General features: G+C 56.1%; 13 protein-coding genes. 9 read left to right on the forward strand and 4 right to left on the reverse strand.

Going from position 1 to position 18,637, the window contains the following annotated elements; translation table 11 throughout:
* Positions 1–341 precede the first annotated feature (341 nt).
* Both Poly59_RS22680 and Poly59_RS22685 read right to left on the reverse strand, forming a co-directional pair.
* Positions 342–2,102, reverse strand: coding sequence for a GspE/PulE family protein (locus Poly59_RS22680; RefSeq protein ID WP_146536392.1), 1,761 nt, complete (start codon positions 2,100–2,102; stop codon positions 342–344).
* Positions 2,103–2,295: 193 nt separating this feature from the next.
* A complete protein-coding gene (locus tag Poly59_RS22685) occupies positions 2,296–2,859 on the reverse strand; it encodes a DJ-1/PfpI family protein (RefSeq protein WP_146536393.1) in 564 nt (187 codons plus the stop codon).
* Positions 2,860–3,202: 343 nt separating this feature from the next.
* Between Poly59_RS22685 and Poly59_RS22690 the strand changes: the two genes are divergently transcribed.
* The 3 genes from Poly59_RS22690 to Poly59_RS22700 all read left to right on the forward strand — a co-directional run bounded on the left by Poly59_RS22690 (position 3,203) and on the right by Poly59_RS22700 (position 6,985).
* Positions 3,203–4,867, forward strand: a complete 1,665-nt coding sequence (locus tag Poly59_RS22690; protein ID WP_146536394.1) for an outer membrane protein assembly factor BamB family protein — start codon at positions 3,203–3,205, stop codon at positions 4,865–4,867.
* Between the two features lie 562 nt (positions 4,868–5,429).
* Positions 5,430–5,666 carry a hypothetical protein gene (locus Poly59_RS22695; protein WP_246151866.1) on the forward strand — a complete coding sequence of 79 codons (237 nt, stop codon included), beginning with the start codon at positions 5,430–5,432 and terminating at the stop codon, positions 5,664–5,666.
* Positions 5,667–5,779: 113 nt separating this feature from the next.
* The gene (locus Poly59_RS22700; protein WP_246151867.1) at positions 5,780–6,985 is read left to right on the forward strand and encodes a nucleoside monophosphate kinase; all 1,206 of its coding nucleotides are present in this window, start codon (positions 5,780–5,782) and stop codon (positions 6,983–6,985) included.
* A gap of 76 nt (positions 6,986–7,061) precedes the next feature.
* Here the strand turns inward: Poly59_RS22700 and Poly59_RS22705 are convergent, their stop codons facing one another.
* Positions 7,062–8,063 (reverse strand): DUF6807 domain-containing protein, encoded by a 1,002-nt coding sequence (locus Poly59_RS22705; RefSeq protein ID WP_146536395.1) that lies wholly within the window; start codon positions 8,061–8,063, stop codon positions 7,062–7,064.
* Positions 8,064–8,275: 212 nt separating this feature from the next.
* Here Poly59_RS22705 and Poly59_RS22710 point away from each other — a divergent pair, with 212 nt between their 5' ends.
* The 4 genes from Poly59_RS22710 (at position 8,276) to Poly59_RS22725 (ending at position 14,204) form a co-directional block, all read left to right on the forward strand.
* Positions 8,276–10,261 (forward strand): DUF1549 and DUF1553 domain-containing protein, encoded by a 1,986-nt coding sequence (locus Poly59_RS22710; RefSeq protein ID WP_146536396.1) that lies wholly within the window; start codon positions 8,276–8,278, stop codon positions 10,259–10,261.
* A gap of 53 nt (positions 10,262–10,314) precedes the next feature.
* Positions 10,315–11,607: a DUF1501 domain-containing protein gene (locus Poly59_RS22715; protein WP_146536397.1), complete on the forward strand. Its 1,293-nt coding sequence runs from the start codon at positions 10,315–10,317 to the stop codon at positions 11,605–11,607.
* A 151-nt stretch (positions 11,608–11,758) separates the two neighbouring features.
* Positions 11,759–12,775: a formylglycine-generating enzyme family protein gene (locus tag Poly59_RS22720; protein ID WP_186776456.1), complete on the forward strand. Its 1,017-nt coding sequence runs from the start codon at positions 11,759–11,761 to the stop codon at positions 12,773–12,775.
* 61 nt (positions 12,776–12,836) lie between these two features.
* Positions 12,837–14,204 carry a Gfo/Idh/MocA family protein gene (locus Poly59_RS22725; RefSeq protein ID WP_146536399.1) on the forward strand — a complete coding sequence of 456 codons (1,368 nt, stop codon included), beginning with the start codon at positions 12,837–12,839 and terminating at the stop codon, positions 14,202–14,204.
* Between the two features lie 28 nt (positions 14,205–14,232).
* On the opposite strand, the gene Poly59_RS22730 is transcribed toward Poly59_RS22725, so the two are convergent.
* A complete protein-coding gene (locus Poly59_RS22730; protein WP_390621513.1) occupies positions 14,233–15,606 on the reverse strand; it encodes a glucoamylase family protein in 1,374 nt (457 codons plus the stop codon).
* A gap of 515 nt (positions 15,607–16,121) precedes the next feature.
* Between Poly59_RS22730 and Poly59_RS22735 the strand changes: the two genes are divergently transcribed.
* Together Poly59_RS22735 and mdoH are read left to right on the forward strand one after the other, a co-directional pair.
* Complete coding sequence (locus Poly59_RS22735) at positions 16,122–16,553, forward strand: hypothetical protein (RefSeq protein ID WP_146536401.1); 432 nt, start codon at positions 16,122–16,124, stop codon at positions 16,551–16,553.
* Complete coding sequence (mdoH, locus tag Poly59_RS22740) at positions 16,550–18,577, forward strand: glucans biosynthesis glucosyltransferase MdoH (RefSeq protein WP_186776457.1); 2,028 nt, start codon at positions 16,550–16,552, stop codon at positions 18,575–18,577. The genes Poly59_RS22735 and mdoH overlap by 4 nt, the downstream gene beginning before the upstream one ends.
* The last annotated feature ends 60 nt before the right edge of the window (positions 18,578–18,637 follow it).

The following is an 18,637-nucleotide window of genomic DNA, read 5'->3' on the forward strand; positions in this document are numbered from 1 at the left end:
GGCCACGTATTTGATTGCAATATTGAGATAAGAGCCGAACACGACAGGCCGTCATGGCCGCTGCTCGACATTGCTATTATTGCCATGAAACTCGCTGAGGCCAGAAAAACTGCCCCTGCGAGACCAGAACGCGTCAGAAAAAGCTGGTAGGCGAACCTGCCCGACCAGCCTTCGCACGGCGAACACATCGAAAAACCAGCACCACAGAGGGGCCAGAGGCCAGGCAGCAACGATCGCTGCACAGCCTCGGGCATACCCGCATGACTTGCTGTTCCAACATCACCATCTGGACCGTCCGACGATGGCCCATCGAGCCCTAAAACGGGCGGCCGAGGGGTGAATTACAGCGAGTCCAAATCCTTGACGATGTGACCAAACGCCAGGTCTTCTTGCTCAGTCTTCTTGGCCACCCGGTACACCTCTTCAAAGCTGGTAATTCCGCGGGTCGCCTTCAGCATCCCGTCGGCGTAAAGCGTTGACATACCGTTCTTTATGGCTTCGATACGCAACTCTTTGGTGTCGGCATTCTTGAACATCAGTTCGCGAATTTTTCCGTTGATCAACATCAGCTCGTAAATGCCGATTCGACCCCGGTATCCCGACCGCCCACAGTAGGCACAACCCTTGCCCCGCATGAACGTGGCTTGCTTGACCATTTCGGGCGGAATGCCAGTTTCCTCTAGCACCGAAGTGGAGGGCTTGAACGGCACCTTGCAGCGGGGGCAAATCGTCCTGACCAACCGCTGGGCCAGGATCGCGATCACCGAACTTGCCACCATATAAGATGGTACACCGATGTCCACCATTCGCGACACAGAACTGGGCGCGTCGTTCGTGTGCAGCGTACTGAATACCAGGTGTCCAGTAAGTGAAGCCTGGATTCCCATCGATGCGGTCTCGTGATCCCGCATTTCACCCACCAGGATGATATTGGGCGCCTGACGCAACATCGCGCGAATGATCAGGGCAAAGTCGAGCCCGATGCCGTGCTTCACTTCGACTTGGTTGATGCCCGGCAAGTAGTACTCGACCGGGTCTTCCGCGGTGATCACTTTACGGTCGGGACGGTTCAGCGCGTTCAGTGCGGCGTACAGCGTCGTCGTCTTCCCCGAACCGGTCGGACCTGTCACCAAAATGATTCCGTTGGGACGCCGGATCAGCGAGTTGAAGTTTCGGAAGTCACGCTCGGACAACCCCAACTGACGAACACCGACTTTGATGTTGTCCTTGTCCAGCAGCCGCATGACGACCGAGGACCCGTGATTGGTGGGGATGATGGACACCCGAAGGTCAAGCTGTTTGTCACCGACCGTGATCTTGATCCGGCCGTCGGTGGGCCGCCGTTTTTCCGAGATGTCGATTTTTGCCAAGATCTTGATCCGGGCCACGATCGCAGAGAGCATCCGGCGGGGGGCGTTCTCACGCTCGACACAAACGCCGTCAATTCGATAACGGATGCGAACGCGGTCCTCGAAGGGCTCGACGTGAATATCCGAGGCCCGCAACTGGACTGCTTCGGCGATCATCAGATTGACCAGACGAATGACGGGAGCCGAGTTGTCATCGACTTCTTCGGTCATTCCGCCATCACCACCGCCATCGGTTTCGGTGAAGTCGATCGCCGTATCGGTGAATTCCTGCAACATACTGTCAGCCGATTCACCTTCGACCTGACCGTAGTACTTGTTGACCGCCCCCAGGATGGCGGACTTAGGAGCCAGCGCGGTTTCGATCTTACGATTCAGAATGAAACGTAGTTTTTCGATGGTTTCGAGGTCAAAGGGGTCGGCGATCAGAATCCGCAGGGCTCCGTCCTGCTCGCTGAACGGGATCACGTTATTTTCCCGTGCGACTGATTCGGGCACCATTTCGATCACATCGTCGCTGATCGTGGTTGTCCGCAGATCGACGTAGGGAATCTTGTGGTGCTTTGCCATCGCCTGGGCGACTTCTTCGGGCGTGCAGTACTCCATCTGGACAAGCACATCACCGACGTCGGCGTTGGTTGTCTTGGCAACCCCTTCGGCTTCGGTCAATTGATCGAGGCTGATGATGCCGCCTTTGAGCAACAGGTCGGTGTAGTCTTTCATCGCTTGAGCCATGGTGCGTGTGTCTTGTCAGTAGATGAAGATGAAGATGAAGAAGATGAGTGGCCTGCGGCGGTGATTCGCCGCATTCGACCTAGGATACCATCGGGATTGGCAAACGTGGCATAGGAAAAGGGCGGGTTCCGCCGTTGGATTCCCACTTTAGGCGTCACCTGTTGCCTTACGAATCACGACTTCGGCGCCGCGGCTAAAGCAGCTTCATGAATTCTCGCATCCAGGCGGGATGCGCGGGCCAGGCCGGAGCGGTCACGAGGTTTCCGTCGACGTGAGCCGAGTCCATCGTTGCCGCCGGAGCGATGTAAGTGCCGCCGCCAGCGGTGATTTCCGGCGCCACCGCGGGATAGCAACTGCAGGCTCGGCTGCCCAAGACACCAGCGGCGGCAAGGATTTGCGGGCCATGACAGATCGCAGCGATCGGTTTCTTGGTGTCGTCAAAGTGCCGCACAATCGCCAGCACGTTTTCGTCCAAACGCAGATACTCTGGCGCACGGCCGCCCGGAATGACCAATCCATCGTAACGGGCTGGATCGACCGAAACGAAGTCGGCGGTAATTGCAAAGCGGTGGCCGGGCTTCTCGCTGTACGTTTGATGGCCTTCGAAGTCGTGGATTGCAGTCGCCACGGATTCGCCCGCCTTCTTGCCGGGGCAAACGGTGTCGACCGAATGACCGGCACACAGCAGGATCTGGTACGGCACCATCGCTTCGTAGTCTTCAACAAAGTCGCCAACAATCATCAGCAAACGGGACATCAGTGGTTCTCGGGGGTCAGAGAGTTTCGGGGGGGCAGGAAATGACGGAAGTTCCGGAAATAGGATAGCGTTTTCGGGCGCACCCTTCGCACGACGACTGCACCGCTGGCATGAACGGCGACAGGGCCAACAGCAGCCCCACAGCCCTATGTCCCAACGTTTTACCGCCTGAGGGAACAAAATTCGCCGAAGACAACAACGACGATCTGACTTTTCGGCTCAATCGTTGCGATCGCTCGTTAGATCAAGGAATCCGCAGGTGTTTCGTTCGCAGGCACCGCAGGGGTTAGTTAGACTGACACTGGATCCTTTTCTTTCGTTTCTCGTTCTGACGCGAACCGCTATGCATCGCACTTTCGCCCTGGCCGGTCTGTTTATGGCCGCCTCTATTTCTGCTAACCTTTCATCCGCTGACGAGGCGTTGATGACGGCGAACGTTGCCAGTCGCTTGGGCCTTGTCGAAGCGTGGCAGCGAACGATCCCCACACCTGTCGGCGCTGCTTCACTTGCCGACCAAAAAATATTCGTCCACAGCGAATCGCCGCACGTCTATATCGAGATCGTCGCCGGCGCAGCCCCCGCAGCCACGGCGACTGTCCCCGCAGCGACGGATGATGCTGAACCAAGCCCCGGTGCGGAAGCGAAGCCGGTCGCTGGCAAACCAAAATCAGCTGACACAGCGAAGGTGTTGATGCGGATTGCGGTCGGCACGCCAAACGCACGTGGCGTCTCTATCGACCAGAAAGAAGCCGAGCGATTGGCGTCGAACGAGATTCGCCGGATGAAGCGACGTGGAATCCAAGCGACCATGCGAACGACCGAAGTCCAGCGTGTCGTTCTGTACTCGCTTGCCGACGACGGCACACTCGAAGCCCGAGACGCTGAGACTGGTCGACCAATCTGGATCGCTCAGGTCGGCACTCAAGGATTGCACTTTGGTGAAATTGGCGTCAGCGAAAAATACGTCACGGTCGTCAACGGAGCAAACCTGATCCAAATCGACGCATCCAACGGCACAATCATTTATCAAGACCGAACCGGAAACGCACCTCAGTTTGGCGTCATCAATGCAGGCGACTTTGCGATGATCGCGACCGTCGGTGGCGGAATCGAAGGCTATCCGCTTTCCGATCCCACGATCGACCCGTTCCTGGAAATCGTTGCAGGGCAAGCAATGGCGCCGCCGACGACTTCGCCAACCTCTTCACGTACCGCTTGGTCGACTGATCGCGGTTTCGTGTACGTGATGGAATTGATTGGCAAACCGTCGACTCTGTTTCGACTAAACACGAACGGATTAGTGTCTGGCCGAATCGCGGCAGCATCAGGCGACCGATTCTTTTTCGGATCCGACACCGGCCAGGCCTACGCCCTTCGCGCTACTCGCAGTGGTGACGTGATGTGGGTGGTGCCGTTCGGGGAACCGTTCTACGACCAGCCCCTCGTGATCGGCGAGCAAGTGATGATGTTGTCGACCTATGGCCGGTTATTCTCGATGAACATCGACAATGGCGACTTGAGCTGGGACAAGCCAGTCACCAACGTCGACCAGATGCTCGGCGGATTCGGAAACCAATTGTTCGTTCGAACGATGGGCGGCTCGTTGTCGGTGATCGACGTCAAAACCGGCAAGACCACCGGCACGTTCGCCAATGTGCGACCCGGCCACCTGCTGCCCAACACGCAAACCGATCGCTTGTACTTAGTTGGCGAGTCGGGCGTGGTGCAGTGCCTGCGTCCGATCGATTCGGAATTGCCGAGGTTCATTGTCGCACCCGACCGCAAGCCAACAGAAGAATTGGCCGCCGAAACAGAGACGAAAGACCCGGCAGAGAAGAGCCCCTTCGACCCTGGTTCCACCGACCCATTCGGCACAACTGCTGACCCGTTCGGGGCCGGCGGCGGTGCGGATCCATTCGGTGCTGGTGGCGGTGCAGACCCGTTCGGTGGCAGTGGCGCTGACCCGTTCGGTGGTGGCAGTGCAATGGATGACCCGTTCGGCAATTAAACCCGACCGGAACAGCCGCGACAGACATTCTGGCAGCAGATGATTCTCCGGGATCCTCTGCCGGTTTCCTTTGGACTTGTTCGGAAATCGCTCCGGCGTTCACTCCCTCAAATTCACACTCTCGCTTGCGGGAGCGTGATATCCCGATTTCTTTCCGAACGATTCATTTGCGCGACGAGCGCCCGCGTCGACCAGCCTTCCCGGCAACCAGCCTTCCCGGCAACCAAACTTGTTACGAAATGAGTTTCTGCCCAATCTTTTCTGCGGCTTCCTAGGCTAGATCTCGCTAACAGTCGCAGGGAACCATCGAACACCCGCTTCGGTGGACTATTTCCCCGTATTCGTTCCAGACGGCTTCCCAAAACACCCTTTTTGCGAAAACATACGTCGACAGAGAAGTTTTCTTTTGACCTTGCTTAACCAGCAAGTAAACGAATAGATGAACGCGATTGTTTGATTGAGGCCGTGGCATTTTCTGCCGCACCGGTCTCATTTCAATCCACTTAGCATTTCCGATTCACGTTCCAGTGCGTTGTCGTCGCTGGATTGTGGGAGAATGACCATGACAACGATCGAAATCCAGAATCGCGAACAACAATTGCTGCAACGCATCGATGGCGTGCTTCGATTTGACCGCAACCTTGGGCCTCACGTAGCCGGGCTGAACATTTCGTTCGACGCGTCGCGATTGATCCTCGACGGCGACCTGCCGACCGCCGCCATGATCGATGAATTGGTCCCCGCAATTCGCCGTGCAGGTGTGCTGAATCAGGTCTGCAACAACGTTCGCGTCGCCTAACGCGAATCCGATGATGGCCAAGCCGAAAATCCGCGGGCCGCATCCCCTTTGAATTGCACACGTCGCGACTAAGCTTACCCCGATAGCTTAGCCCCCTCAGCGATGGAAACGACGTGCCTAATTCTCTGCCTCCGTCAATCAAGAAGGCCGCTTCGGCGGATCTTGAAGTCAAAGACGCTCAGTTGATCTTCAACTCCGTTTGGAAGGAGATGCAAGACGAACGCGGGCGATCGGCAATGCGGTTCCCCAAAGAATTGATCCTGTTGGGCGGAGCCCCCGGCGCCGGTAAGGGCACCAATACGGACTTCATCCGCAGTGTCCGCGACATCTCGACTGCTCCGATCGTCGTCAGCGAACTGCTAAACAGCCCCGAAGCGAAATCGATCAAGGCCCGCGGCGGCATGGTAGGCGATCGCGAAGCGGTGCGGATCGTGTTTCGCGAATTGCTGGATCCCAAGTACCAAAACGGTGCGGTGCTGGACGGCTTTCCACGCACCAAAGTGCAAGTCGAATGCTTGAAGTTGCTGTTCGACGAAATGGTTGGGCTGCGCCGCGAATTCGCCGACTCGCCCGACGTGGTGCATTTCAAACAGCCGATCTTTCACATCATTTTGCTGTTCGTCGACGAAGCCGAAAGTGTCGCCCGACAAATCAAGCGCGGCCGGCAAACGATCGCTCACAACATTGCTGCCGAACAAGGCGCCGAGACGACAAAGGTCGAAGAGCGGCCGACCGACTTTAACGAAGAACTGGCCCGCAACCGATACCGAGTCTTCAAGGAACGAACCTACGACGCGTTGGTGTCTTTGAAACAAATCTTTCACTACCACTTCATCAACGCTCAGGCACCGCTGGAAGTCGTGCAGGAAAACATCCTGCACGAACTGGAATACCAAAGCTCGCTTGAACTCGATCCGCGAACGTTCCATACCCTACGCGAGATTCCACTGGCGAGCGAAATCGTCAGCCATGCCCGTCGCGACCTAGTCACCCGGCTAGACAACTACGAAATCGAGCAGACCGAACTGTTCCACCAAGTCGTCGAGCAGATCGAGACAAAGATGATGCCGATCATTCTGCTTCACGCGATCTCGGGCCGTGCGAGCATCAATTCCGAGAACACAATCTGGGAAAAACCCAACGCACTGTCGATGCTGATCGATGTTTTTTCCGAACGCGGATTCCACGCGACGATCGACGTGACCAAACACAACACGCCGACGCGTTTCGATTTGGAAACCGGCGAAATTCATTACAAACAACGAAACATCTACCACATCGAAGTCCGATTCAAAGGTTCCGAAATCCGCCGCGGTTAGACGTATCAACGCACAACGGAGGACGGTTCTCTTACGAACGTAAACCGTTGACGCGATTTAATGCATACCAACTCGCTTACTGTACCGACGGCACAGGTTCGCTTGCGAATTTCTCTTGGTCCGCTTTTGCGGTCTCCAAATCCAAGCCACCATCGTGCAGCACGACGCGATAGCTCAACTGCATCTCGTCGCCTGCCTTCAAATCCACGCCGCCAGTGTGCGGGCCACCGGTAAAGTGGGACACGCCGAACGGATTGGCGGCGAACAAACCGTAGGTTCGCACGTGCCACGCGCACGGAAATCCGTAGTTGCGTGGATGATCGTGGATCGTCACGCCAGCAGTCTTGCCGTTGACGGGGCCCGAGTAGTCGACCCAGGCAGCTTTCTTGCCCCAAGCCTCGGCGTCATGAAGTCCATTGGCTGACGTGATCACGCCGCCAAGTTTTGCATCGACCTTCATCGTGCCAGCCACACGGATTCCGAATGTGCCTTCCTTAGTGTCACCAAAATTCACGTCGCCATCGGTGGCTCGAAACACAATGCTGTAATCAATCAAACGCCTGCCATCGGCCTTGAAGAATGCAACTCGCCGAGTGTCCGACATCACTCGTTTGCCTTCCGGCGAGATCCAATCGTTTTCGGTCACGATGACGGCGACTCCGTCGGGTGTCATTGTCGCGGTGCCTTTGCGATGAACGGTATCGCCTTCGTTCTTTTCGTCTGCCCAAAAATCAAAGCCGTTGACCTCGCCATGCGTCAGCCACATCGACCGATGGTGCTGGTGATCCTTCTTTTCAGTTTCCATCGCGTCATCGATCGGGAACCGACGCACCATTTCTTGCCCGCTTGGCCCCATGACGGGGTACACGATCGGCTTGCCATTGCTTTCGACTCGGTAGCCGGCAACCAACGTGTCGCCGTCATAAATCATCCAACCCTCAGGATCGGCCGAGGCTTTGATTTGCATCGTTTCCGACTTCTGCGGCTTCGGTGCCTCGGCCGCGGCAGGCAGCGACAAAACCGCGGTTGCCGAAAAAAATGAAAGACAAGCCAAGAAGTTCGAAAAACATCGGTTCACAGTGAAATCTCAAATGCAGGAGGGGAGCGGGGGGCAAGGCGGCAAAACGACCGCGAACGGGTTTCGCCCGAATGGCTTTCCGACGACGAAGCAGTCCACGATCACTTTTTACAGCATCCTTCGCAACGGAGAAGCGGTTATCATAATGGAACGACAGGGGTGCTACGTCCTCCCTTCTTTTCCTGAGCCAACTTTTCAAGCGATCGCGTGCAATGCCGTTCCCACAAAGTCACTCGCGCCGGACAAACACTGTTTCTGCCATCAAGATCATCGCGATCGTCATCGTGTCGGTGGCCACTGCGTCGCTGACCACCGCGCCGCTAATGGCTCAATCCGGCGGCAAGAAGCCGGCCGCGAAGAAAGCGCCCAAGATCAATTTGCCGGCCAGCGTCCGCGACCGTACTCCTTTGAAAATGCAGGTCGCGGCCGTCAACGCTTCATCGCGATCCTCTGTGGCATCATCCGCCGACCGCTTGGACTCGCTGGTCGAAGACAAATTGCGATCGGAAAAAGTGACACCCAACCCAATCGCCAGCGACGAGATCTTTCTGCGCCGCGTCTACTTGGACGTTGCCGGTCGCATCCCAACGCTAACCGAAGCGACCGAGTTTTTGAGTTCAACCGATCCCGAGAAACGCGAGGTCTTGATCGACGGATTGCTTAGCAGTCCCGATTACGTCAGCAACTTCTACAACTTTTGGGCCGACGTGCTGCGACTGGTCGAACGCCCCACCACGAACAACGTTGCCGATCCGTATTTGGGTTACGTCAAAGACACCATTCGCACCAACAAGAAGTACGACGCATGGGTGTACGAAATGTTGACCGCAGACGGCAAAGTTTGGAACAACCCGGCGACTGGATTCCAACTGCGCGATGATGGCATGCCGCTTCCCTACATCGACAACACGGTTCGTGTCTTCTTAGGCACTCAGATCGGTTGCGCGCAATGTCACGACCACCCGTTCGATCAATGGAGCCAATATCAGTTCTTCCAATTGGCTGCGTTCACCGCCGGAACACGAACACGACTCAGAAAGGGCGACCCAGGATTCGAATCCGGCAACCCAGCGGCCAAGTTGATCAGCGAAGCCAAAACGAAATATGACAAAGGTAAAGTCCCAGGGCCTTTCCAACGCTTGGCTCAAGCGAACATGTACTCGGTATCAGAAGTTCCGGCCAAACTGAGACTTCCTCACGACTATGCCTATGAAGACGCAAAGCCGAAGCAAGTTGTTGAACCGGAGGTCTTGTGGGGAAAAATCCCTTCATCGGCGGCTAAGGCTAGCCCGCGAGAACAGTTCGCAGCATGGCTGACCAGCCCCGACAATCCTCAATTTTCGCGAACGATCGCAAACCGCTTGTGGAAACGTTTCTTAGGCGTCGGCTTGGTCGACCCCATTGATGATTTCCGCGACGAAAACCAGTGCGTGAATGAACCGCTGTTGGATTTTTTGAGCCATGAAGTTATCCGCAACGATTTTGACTTAAAAGAGTTCATGCGAACGGTGCTGTACAGCAAGACGTACCAACGCGAAGCGACCGACTATGAACTGACCAGCGGCACGCCATATTACTTTCAAGGTCCGGTTTTACGCCGTATGACTGCCGAGCAGGTTTGGGATTCGATCCTGACGCTTGCGGTCGCCAACCCGTGGCCGTTCCAGCGTCCGACCGCAGAAGAAATGGCTCCGATCATGGAAGTGAATTTCGAAAAAGCGAACTACGATTCGTTCAAACGCCAGAGCGAAAAATTTGGCGAGACGTACTTCCGCAACCATTACAACCGAACGCTCAACCAGCATGCCTACCAAGGCAACATTCTTGCCAGGGCTAGCGAATTGCCGTCGCCCGTGGCTGCCGACCACTTTCTGCGACAGTTCGGCCAAGGCGATCGCGAAACGATCAACTGTTCGCAAACCGATGCGACTGTGCCTCAGATCCTGGCAATGTTCAACGGCCCGATCACTCACGTCATGCTCGAAGAAGGCTCGTCGATCGTCGACCAAGTCTTAGCGATTGAAAACACGCGAGATCGAATCGATGCGATTTTTCTAAGTCTTCTGGCACGCTATCCCAACCCGACCGACCGAAAAGCGGCCGCCCAAGAACTTGGACGGTCTCGCCAAGACGGCGTCAGCTATGGAAACATCATCTGGGCGCTGCTGAATACTCGCGAGTTCCTATTCGTCCAGTAGCTGGCACTCGTCGCGCTCCTAACAAAACCTGAATCACTTTCGAGAAACGATCTATGGCTTGCCCCGACTTCTCCGTCAACGAGCGCCGTGACTTCATGCGGACGATCGCCAAACAAACGCTCGGCGTCTCGTTTGCCGGGTCGGCTTTGTCACCCGGTCTGTTTGGCGAGCCCTGCCAAGCTGCGGCCCAGAAAATCGGCAAAGCCAAACACGTCATCTACTTGTTCATGGACGGAGCAATGTCCCACTTGGACACGTTTGATCCGAAAGTTGGTGTCGAGGAAGCCGGCGAGACTAAACCGATCCAGACACGGGTACCGGGAGTAATGTTTGGCGACCGCTTTCCAAAGCTGGCTTATTTGGCTGGTGCAATCGCGGTTGTACGGTCGCTTAGCACGGAAACCGGCGCGCACGACCAGGGCAAGTACTTGATGCGAACGTCCTATAAACAAATCAACAGCATCCAGCATCCGGCGATGGGTGCATGGATGGTCGCTGAACAAGGGCGTTTGAACCGAGAACTGCCAGGTAACTTTTTGGTGGGTGGCGGCAATCGACACCCCGGCGCCGGGTTCTTGGAAGCCGTCCATTCACCGGTTCCGATCCCGAACCCCGCCGCCGGTTTGCAAAACACGAGTTTGCCCAAGTACTTACCTAACGAATTGTTCGGACGACGTTTGGCGCTAGCGTCTAAATTCGACAGCCAATTCCAAAGCGGTCGCGCCAACGCAAGCGTCGACGCTTACAACCAACTTTACAGCGAAGCTCGGCGGTTGATGGGCAGCGAGCACTTGAAGGTGTTCGATATCAAGCTGGAAACGCAAAAAGTACGAGACGCGTACGGCAACAATTCGCTCGGGCAAGCCTGCTTGCTGTCACGGCGACTGGTACAAGGCGGAGCCCGATTTGTTGAAGTCAACTTCGGTGGCTGGGACATGCACCAGGACCTGTACACTTCACTCAACACCAAAGCCGAGCAACTCGACACGGCCCTCAGCACGCTGATGCGAGACCTGAATCAGAGCGGACTGCTTAAAGAGACCCTGATCGTGCTGACTACCGAATTTGGCCGAACGCCAAAGATCAACGCCAATGCCGGACGCGATCACCATCCCGGTGCGTTTTCGTCGCTGTTGATTGGTGCGGGCATCAAGGGAGGACAAGTCTATGGCGAGTCCGACAAACAGGGTGTCAGCGTCAACAAAGACAAGGTCTCGGTATCCGACTTCAATCGGACGATCGCCGCGGCGGCCGGATTACCGTTAGACGTGGAACGTTTTTCACCGAGTGGACGCCCCTTTAAAATTGGCGGCGACGGTGACCCCATCGCTGCGTTGCTCTCCTAAAACACCGCCCCGCCACCGTCACGTCGTAAGGTTTTGTTTGGAAATAACTCCGGCATTGACAATGCTCAACATCACCGATCCCGCCCCGCGGGAGAGTGATATTCCGAACTTGTTTTCGTACGGTTCCCACCTCACACTTTTTCGTTCAAACATGAAGAAAATTTGCGCACTGCTCTGCACATTCGCCGCCTGCGTTTTGGCTCGCGCGGACGCCCCCGTCGCTCCGGTGAAACCAGTCGCCATGCAGCCTTATGCCGAGGCGATTGAGCACACGGATCTATCGATTGAAATGTTGCCGATCCCTGGCGGAACGTTTCAAATGGGTTCGCCGTCAACCGAAGCCGAACACAAGGACGACGAAGGGCCGCAAGCCGAAGTCACCGTGTCGCCGTTTTGGATGGGCAAGTACGAAGTCACTTGGGACCAATACGATTGCTGGAGCGAACAGCTTGACCAACGGCGACGCAAAATGATGTCGGTCGATGCCACCCAACGAGACGTCTTGGTCGACGGTATTTCCAAGCCGACCGAACCCTACACCGACATGAGCTTTGGGATGGGCAAGGGCGACTATCCGGCGATCTGCATGACTCAGCACGCCGCGCGGACGTTCTGCCAGTGGCTATCTGCCAAAACCGGGCACTACTATCGACTGCCCACCGAAGCCGAATGGGAGCACGCTGCACGAGCCGGCACGACGACGGCTTATTCCTTTGGCGACGACCCTGAATTGCTCGACGATCACGCCTGGTACGACGACAACAGCGACGATGAGTATCACGAAGTCGGCAAAAAACAGCCGAACCCTTGGGGGCTTTACGATATGCACGGCAACGTTGCCGAGTGGGTTTTGGACCAATACGATCCGACTTTTTTCGCCGATCACCCCAAGTCGGTTGACCCGTTGAACGTTCCGAAGACTTTGTATCCGCGAGTCGTCCGTGGTGGCGGCTGGGATGACAGCCCCGACATTCTTCGCAGCGCCGCTCGGGAAGGATCCAGCGATGAATGGAAGGACCAAGATCCACAGCTTCCACGCAGCATTTGGTATCACACCGACGCCCTGGGCGTCGGATTCCGTGTTGTCCGTCCCTACCAAGAACCCACCGCCGAAGAACGTGCGGCGAAGTGGGACAAATGCGATCCGCTACAGATTGACCAAGATTAAACGTGATCACGATGCACGTGATTTGCTTTGTTGCCTCTCCCGCCTTTTGAAAGTCCCACCGATGACTCAACCAAACTCTCGCCGTGAATTTCTGAAAACAACTGGCCGTGTCGCGGCTGCAACAACCATGATTTCTGCGGCCGCGCCGAATGTCCACGCCGGCGAAGACTCCACCATCCGCATCGCCTTAGTTGGGTGCGGTGGTCGCGGAACCGGCGCTGCGCTGAACGCGTTGTCAGTCGACAATGGACCAATCCAGTTGGTGGCGTTAGCGGATGTATTTCAGCGCAATCTCGACAGCACTTACGCCGCGCTATCGGGCCACAACAAGATCGGTGCCAAAGTTGACGTGCCTGACGAGCGCAAGTTCCTGGGCTTCGACGCCTATCGCCAAGCCATGGACCAGCTTCGCCCGGGTGACGTCGTGATCTTGGCAACGCCGCCCGGATTCCGCTGGGTGCACTACAGCTATGCGATCGAAAAGGGGCTGAACGTCTTCATGGAGAAACCGGTCACCGTCGACGCACCGACATCGGTGCGAATGCTTGAAATCAACAAGCAAGCGATTGAGAAAAACTTGAAGGTCGCCGTGGGACTGATGTGTCGTCACTGTCGCGGACGCATGGAAATGTTCGACCGCATCCAAAGTGGCGAGATCGGCGACATTCACATGTTGCGTGCGTACCGGATGGCCGGCAAAACGGCATCGGCGGCCGTCGAACCTAACGACGGATCGATGCCGCACTTGCACCACCAGATCAAGAACTTCCACGGATTCCTGTGGCTTAGCGGCGGCGCAGTCAGCGACTTTTTGATTCACAACATCGACGAGTCATGCTGGATGAAAAACGCTTGGCCAGAAAAAGCGATCGCGATCGGTGGACGTCACTATCGCGAAAACTGTGTCGACCAAAACTTTGACAATTACGCGATCGAATACACATTCGCCGACGGTGCCAAGTTGTTTGTCGATGGACGCACGGTGCCGGGATGCAAACAAGAGTTCGCGAGTTTTGCCCACGGCACCAAAGGCACCGGCATCATCTCGACGGCGTCGCACACACCGGCGAAGAGCCGACTGTTTTCAGACCAAGCGATGACCAAAGACAAGATGACTTGGGCGTTCCCTCAACCGGAACCCAACCCGTACGATTTGGAATGGGTCGACTTGATCGATGCGATCCGAGAAGACCGTCCGTACAACGAAGTCGAACGTGGGGTGATGGCAAGCGCCGTGACATCGATGGGACGCATGGCAGCGCACACCGGTCAAGAAATCACACTGGCGAAATTCATGAAGCACGATCACGAATTCGCACCCAATATCGACAAATTGACGATGGACGGCGACTCGCCATTGATGCCCAACGACAAAGGCCTGTACAGCATCCCAATGCCCGGATTGGTGAAGAACCGCGAGTACCTGTAATCAACGACGAACGGTACAGTGGCCCAAATCAGGCCGTCGAAGTAAACCCGGCCAACTGCAACGCTCGTGTTGCAGCCGGGTGAGCCATGAAGGCTTGCCACACGCCGCCCGATTCGAGATTGTCGGCCATCGCCAACGTGATCCCTGTGTCGATACCGATTACATCCGTTCCGATCCAACCGGTCGCTGGGTTGTAAGCGTTGACGAAACCATAGCGACCGTAGATTTTGTCGGCGAACTGATCACGTTGGTGGCGCAGTGTATACAGCGACTGTTGCGGCACGATTGCCAACCCTCCCCCGGCGGCACTCGGCACGACCGTGCCATCGATTCCGCGGTCGGGTTCATACCGATCGTCTTCGTACGGCCCACCCCAATCACGATATCCGTTGACGCTATCGCTGCTGGTCAGCCCCCAAAGATCAGCTCCGTAATGCGCGAAGTTCTTTGGATTTCGATTTGATAGTTCCGACATGAACGCAATCTGAGCATGGTGAGCGCGCACGGAATTGTCCCAGTAACTGCGTCCACTCGGCGAACGCAGACGCCGGAAATCGAAGTACGCCATCGGATACTGATGCACGAACAGTGGCGGATAGCTTAAGAAGCTCTCGCCTTGAAAATGCAATGCCCGACCACGATTCCAGGCCTGCCAACACCGCGGCGGAATTGCATGATTCGGAGCACCGATCGCGAGCAAGACCAAGATCACCAGCTCGCTGAACGTATCCCACTGGTACGGCAGCATCCCTGCCTCGGGTGTCCAACCCATGTGCAGGCAATCGTTGTCGCCAAGCATCCACGTCCAATCGACACGGCGGTAAAGTTGATCCGCCAATTCGATGACTTCATGATCGTCGGCGAACGTCACCTGCGCGCACATGGCACCGGCGATCATCAGAGCCGTGTCGATCGACGATGCTTCGCTGCCCAACATCCTTGCGCCGTCGCGGCAACCAAAGAAGTGGTACACGAAACCACTTTTGTGCTCGGCCAAATGAACCAGCGAATGAAGTAACTGACGCGTTCGCTGCAGCGTTTCGGCACGCGCGACCCAACCTTTGCGAGCGGCGATGGAGTGAGCGGTCAAGCCAAAGCCGCAAGCCGCACTACTGGCGACATCCGAGGCAGCCGAACCGTTTGCTGCGGCCCGATCAGGGATGAATCCAGTGGATGGATCGGCGGTTTCGATGAAGTACTGGTAACAACGCCGCTGCAGGTCGGTAAGGAACTCTTCATTCGAGTCACCATCCGGTTTGCCAGATCCGGTTGAATTCAGATTCGATCGGACCACGGGATCAGCCAGTGAGGAGCCAGGAAACAGACCGCTGGCCACCAATGGTATAGCAATCCCTCCGGCTAGGAAGGTACGCCGCGAGACTGCGGATTTGGAACGCTTCACAGGCGATTCCATTCTAAAGGGGGGAAGAACCCTCATGCAGGTCGTGCTGGCCTCTCACCAGCAAGTGCAATCGCATTCTTGTAGGGCGGGTGGGAATGGGTCGGAAGTACTCGCTCGGCACAAACGTGGATGGTCTGCTGCTCAACCATCAGCCGCTGTGGTCACTTTGCATGCAGCACAAAACTTCTTCGAGATTAGTTTCTCGTTCACTTTGTTTGAATTCGAAACGTTTAATACCGAATTCTACGGCCACATTACTCTCCCTTGCCCATTCGTTAGCCGAAATTCCCACCAAAAAACAACCGCAAAGTGTAACCGCACACCTTTAATGGGTTATTGCAGCTCGTAAGGGTGGCTACGCGGGCTAGGCGTAATCGAGCCCGAGAAGGATTGCCAGCCTACGTCCAGACATTGGCACGCGCTTTGATGTTCTAGACGGCTGCGTCGAAAGACGAAACACTCACTAGTCTCTTCTCCTCTCTCTTCTCACTGTCTGAGTGAAAGGTTGTTATTCAATGACCATGCACGACCAAAGTGACCGCGCGCCGTCGCTTGACCTACCAGCCGCGGATCTCACCGAAACGCAATTGCGGATCGATATACCTGGCCCCAACCACGCGCTTCGAAATCCAACCTACATGCGAGCCGTTCAGTCATCGGTTTCATACTTGTTGCGAAGCGGCCTGAACCAACCCGACGCGATCACTCTGGCAAGGCAAGTCGTTGACCGTGCAGCCGATCAATCGGTCTCGGGTTCCGCACGGCAAGCCACGATGCCACTGGATCGACTTGCTCTTGAAACCGCGATCGACTTGCGGATCGAGCAATTGAAGTCACGACGAACGGTCGTTCCCGTTGAGAACCTGCGACCGATGACGAAAGCCACGCCGAGCCGTTTGATCAATCCATTTCGTCGCTATTCAGTACAGGACGTCGAGGTCTCGTGATCGCTAAGCCGATTTTTGCCACTCGCGTCGGCGTGATTACGTCGACGGTGTTGGTCACCACGTTTGCGTCATGGCAGTACGCAACCATCGTTGCCGGTGGTTCGGGCACCAATGGGTTCGAACTGGCAAGCATTCCCGCGTTTGCGTTGCTGTTCGGCTGGATCACATTCTCGTTTCTGTTGGCGTTTGTGGGATGGATGCGATTGATTCGCAACACGCCGATGCGCAACAAAACCTGCCGCACCGACGACAACGCGATCGTCGATAGGGATGCCTTGTCGTCGACGGCGGTGTTGATGCCGGTCTACAACGAATCTCCTGACCGAGTGTTCGCGGGGATTACAGCGATGTTGCGTTCACTTGCTGCGGCGGGCAATGCGACCACCTTTGACTTCTATATCCTTAGTGACACGACCGATCACGAGATTTGGCTCAAGGAAGAACAAGCCTGGGGCAAACTGACGGACGCGCACCCAGAGGCTCGGGTCTTCTATCGCCACCGGCGTAAGAACGTCGCGCGCAAGGCAGGCAACATCGCTGATTTTTGTTCGCGTTGGGGCAGCCACTATCCTTACATGATCGTGCTGGACGCCGACAGTTTGGTCGAAGGGCAAACGATGATCGAATTGGTCCGTCGCATGGACTCGGACGATCAGATCGGCATCCTGCAAGTTCCGCCAACACCAATCGGTCGCGATTCGTTGTTCGCTCGGGTGCAACAATTTGCATCGGCTGCCTACGGACGCGTTTTTGTCGAAGGATTTGCTGCATGGGCAGGCAGCCAGGGCAACTACTGGGGGCACAATGCGATCATTCGCGTCGCTCCGTTTCTCCAGCACTGTGATCTACCGATCCTGCCTGGCAAAGCTCCCCTGGGTGGCGAAGTCCTGAGTCACGATTTTGTCGAGGCAGCGTTGATGCTGCGATCAGGCTGGAAGGTCGAATTGGCGACCGATCTGGGTGGCAGTTACGAAGAATGCCCGCCGACGCTGGCCGACTACGCGATTCGCGATAACCGCTGGTGCCAAGGTAATTTGCAACACGCTCGGCTTGCGATCAGCGAAGGGTTTCATCCGCTGTCTCGATTCCACTTTTCCTCGGGCGTGATGGCGTACGTCGCTTCGCCGATCTGGTTGGCGTTTACGGCGTTATGCATCGTGGGGACGGTGATCGATCGAATGCATGTCACCCCAATCGAGTCGATGTCGAAACCGATGATTGACGCACTGGGTTTGTTTGTGATTTCGATGGCCATGTTGTTAACTCCGAAAGTTCTGGCTCTCGTGTCGATCACCGCGGACTCGGAATTGCGTTCGCGTTTTGGAGGCGTGACGAGAACGTGGATCGGTGGATTTGCTGAAATGGTGTGTTCAATATTGCTTTCACCGATCATGGCTCTGTTTCATTCGCGGTTCGTGATTTCGACGTTGCTGGGTAGAAACATCAAGTGGTCCGCCCAACAGCGCAGCGAACATAGCGTGCGCTGGACCGAAGCGATCCGCCAGTTTGCCGTTTTCACTTTGGTCGGTTTGATCGCCACGGCTTTGACCGCTTACGCCGCCCCCCAGTTGCTAATTTGGTTTTCGCCGATGTTGGTCGGTTTACTGCTGTCGATTCCGCTTGCCGTCGTCATGGGCAGCGGCAAGATGGGTCGCCGATTCAAACGCTGGGGAATGCTGTTGATTCCGGAAGAAATCGAACCGCCGGCGATCCTAATGGATCGCGATCACGCGTACGGAATTGCGGCGACGGAATCGCTGATTGATCGACCGTCACTATTCGAAACGGTGATTCATGACCCGGAATTTCATCTGTTACACCGTCAAATCGAATCAACAACTGGTGGTGACGGCGAGCTGTCGGTAAGTCAATCCAAGGCGATCGAAGCCGCGTTTGCCGAGGGCGGTCCGAGCAACATCCCGGTGGAAGTTCGCTCGGCACTGTTGGCAGACCTAAAGACGCTGCGTGCATTGCATTTGGAATCCGCACTCCGTTCCCATGCGGATCTGCAATCGCAAACATAAACATTAGAGATGAACCAATTGAACAAGATAAAGAACGTTGTTACCGAAACGGCATGCGAT

Origin of the sequence: Rubripirellula reticaptiva (genome assembly GCF_007860175.1) — a bacterium.
Taxonomy (GTDB): Bacteria; Planctomycetota; Planctomycetia; order Pirellulales; family Pirellulaceae; genus Rubripirellula; species Rubripirellula reticaptiva.

Excerpts from the sequence above, each read along its gene's own strand:
- Poly59_RS22680 (WP_146536392.1), bottom strand. The coding sequence starts at position 2,102 with ATGGCTCAAGCGATGAAAGACTACACCGACCTGTTGCTCAAAGGCGGC.
- Poly59_RS22685 (WP_146536393.1), bottom strand. The coding sequence starts at position 2,859 with ATGTCCCGTTTGCTGATGATTGTTGGCGACTTTGTTGAAGACTACGAA.
- Poly59_RS22690 (WP_146536394.1), top strand. The coding sequence starts at position 3,203 with ATGCATCGCACTTTCGCCCTGGCCGGTCTGTTTATGGCCGCCTCTATT.
- Poly59_RS22695 (WP_246151866.1), top strand. The coding sequence starts at position 5,430 with ATGACAACGATCGAAATCCAGAATCGCGAACAACAATTGCTGCAACGC.
- Poly59_RS22710 (WP_146536396.1), top strand. The coding sequence starts at position 8,276 with ATGCCGTTCCCACAAAGTCACTCGCGCCGGACAAACACTGTTTCTGCC.
- Poly59_RS22715 (WP_146536397.1), top strand. The coding sequence starts at position 10,315 with ATGGCTTGCCCCGACTTCTCCGTCAACGAGCGCCGTGACTTCATGCGG.
- Poly59_RS22720 (WP_186776456.1), top strand. The coding sequence starts at position 11,759 with ATGAAGAAAATTTGCGCACTGCTCTGCACATTCGCCGCCTGCGTTTTG.
- Poly59_RS22725 (WP_146536399.1), top strand. The coding sequence starts at position 12,837 with ATGACTCAACCAAACTCTCGCCGTGAATTTCTGAAAACAACTGGCCGT.
- Poly59_RS22735 (WP_146536401.1), top strand. The coding sequence starts at position 16,122 with ATGACCATGCACGACCAAAGTGACCGCGCGCCGTCGCTTGACCTACCA.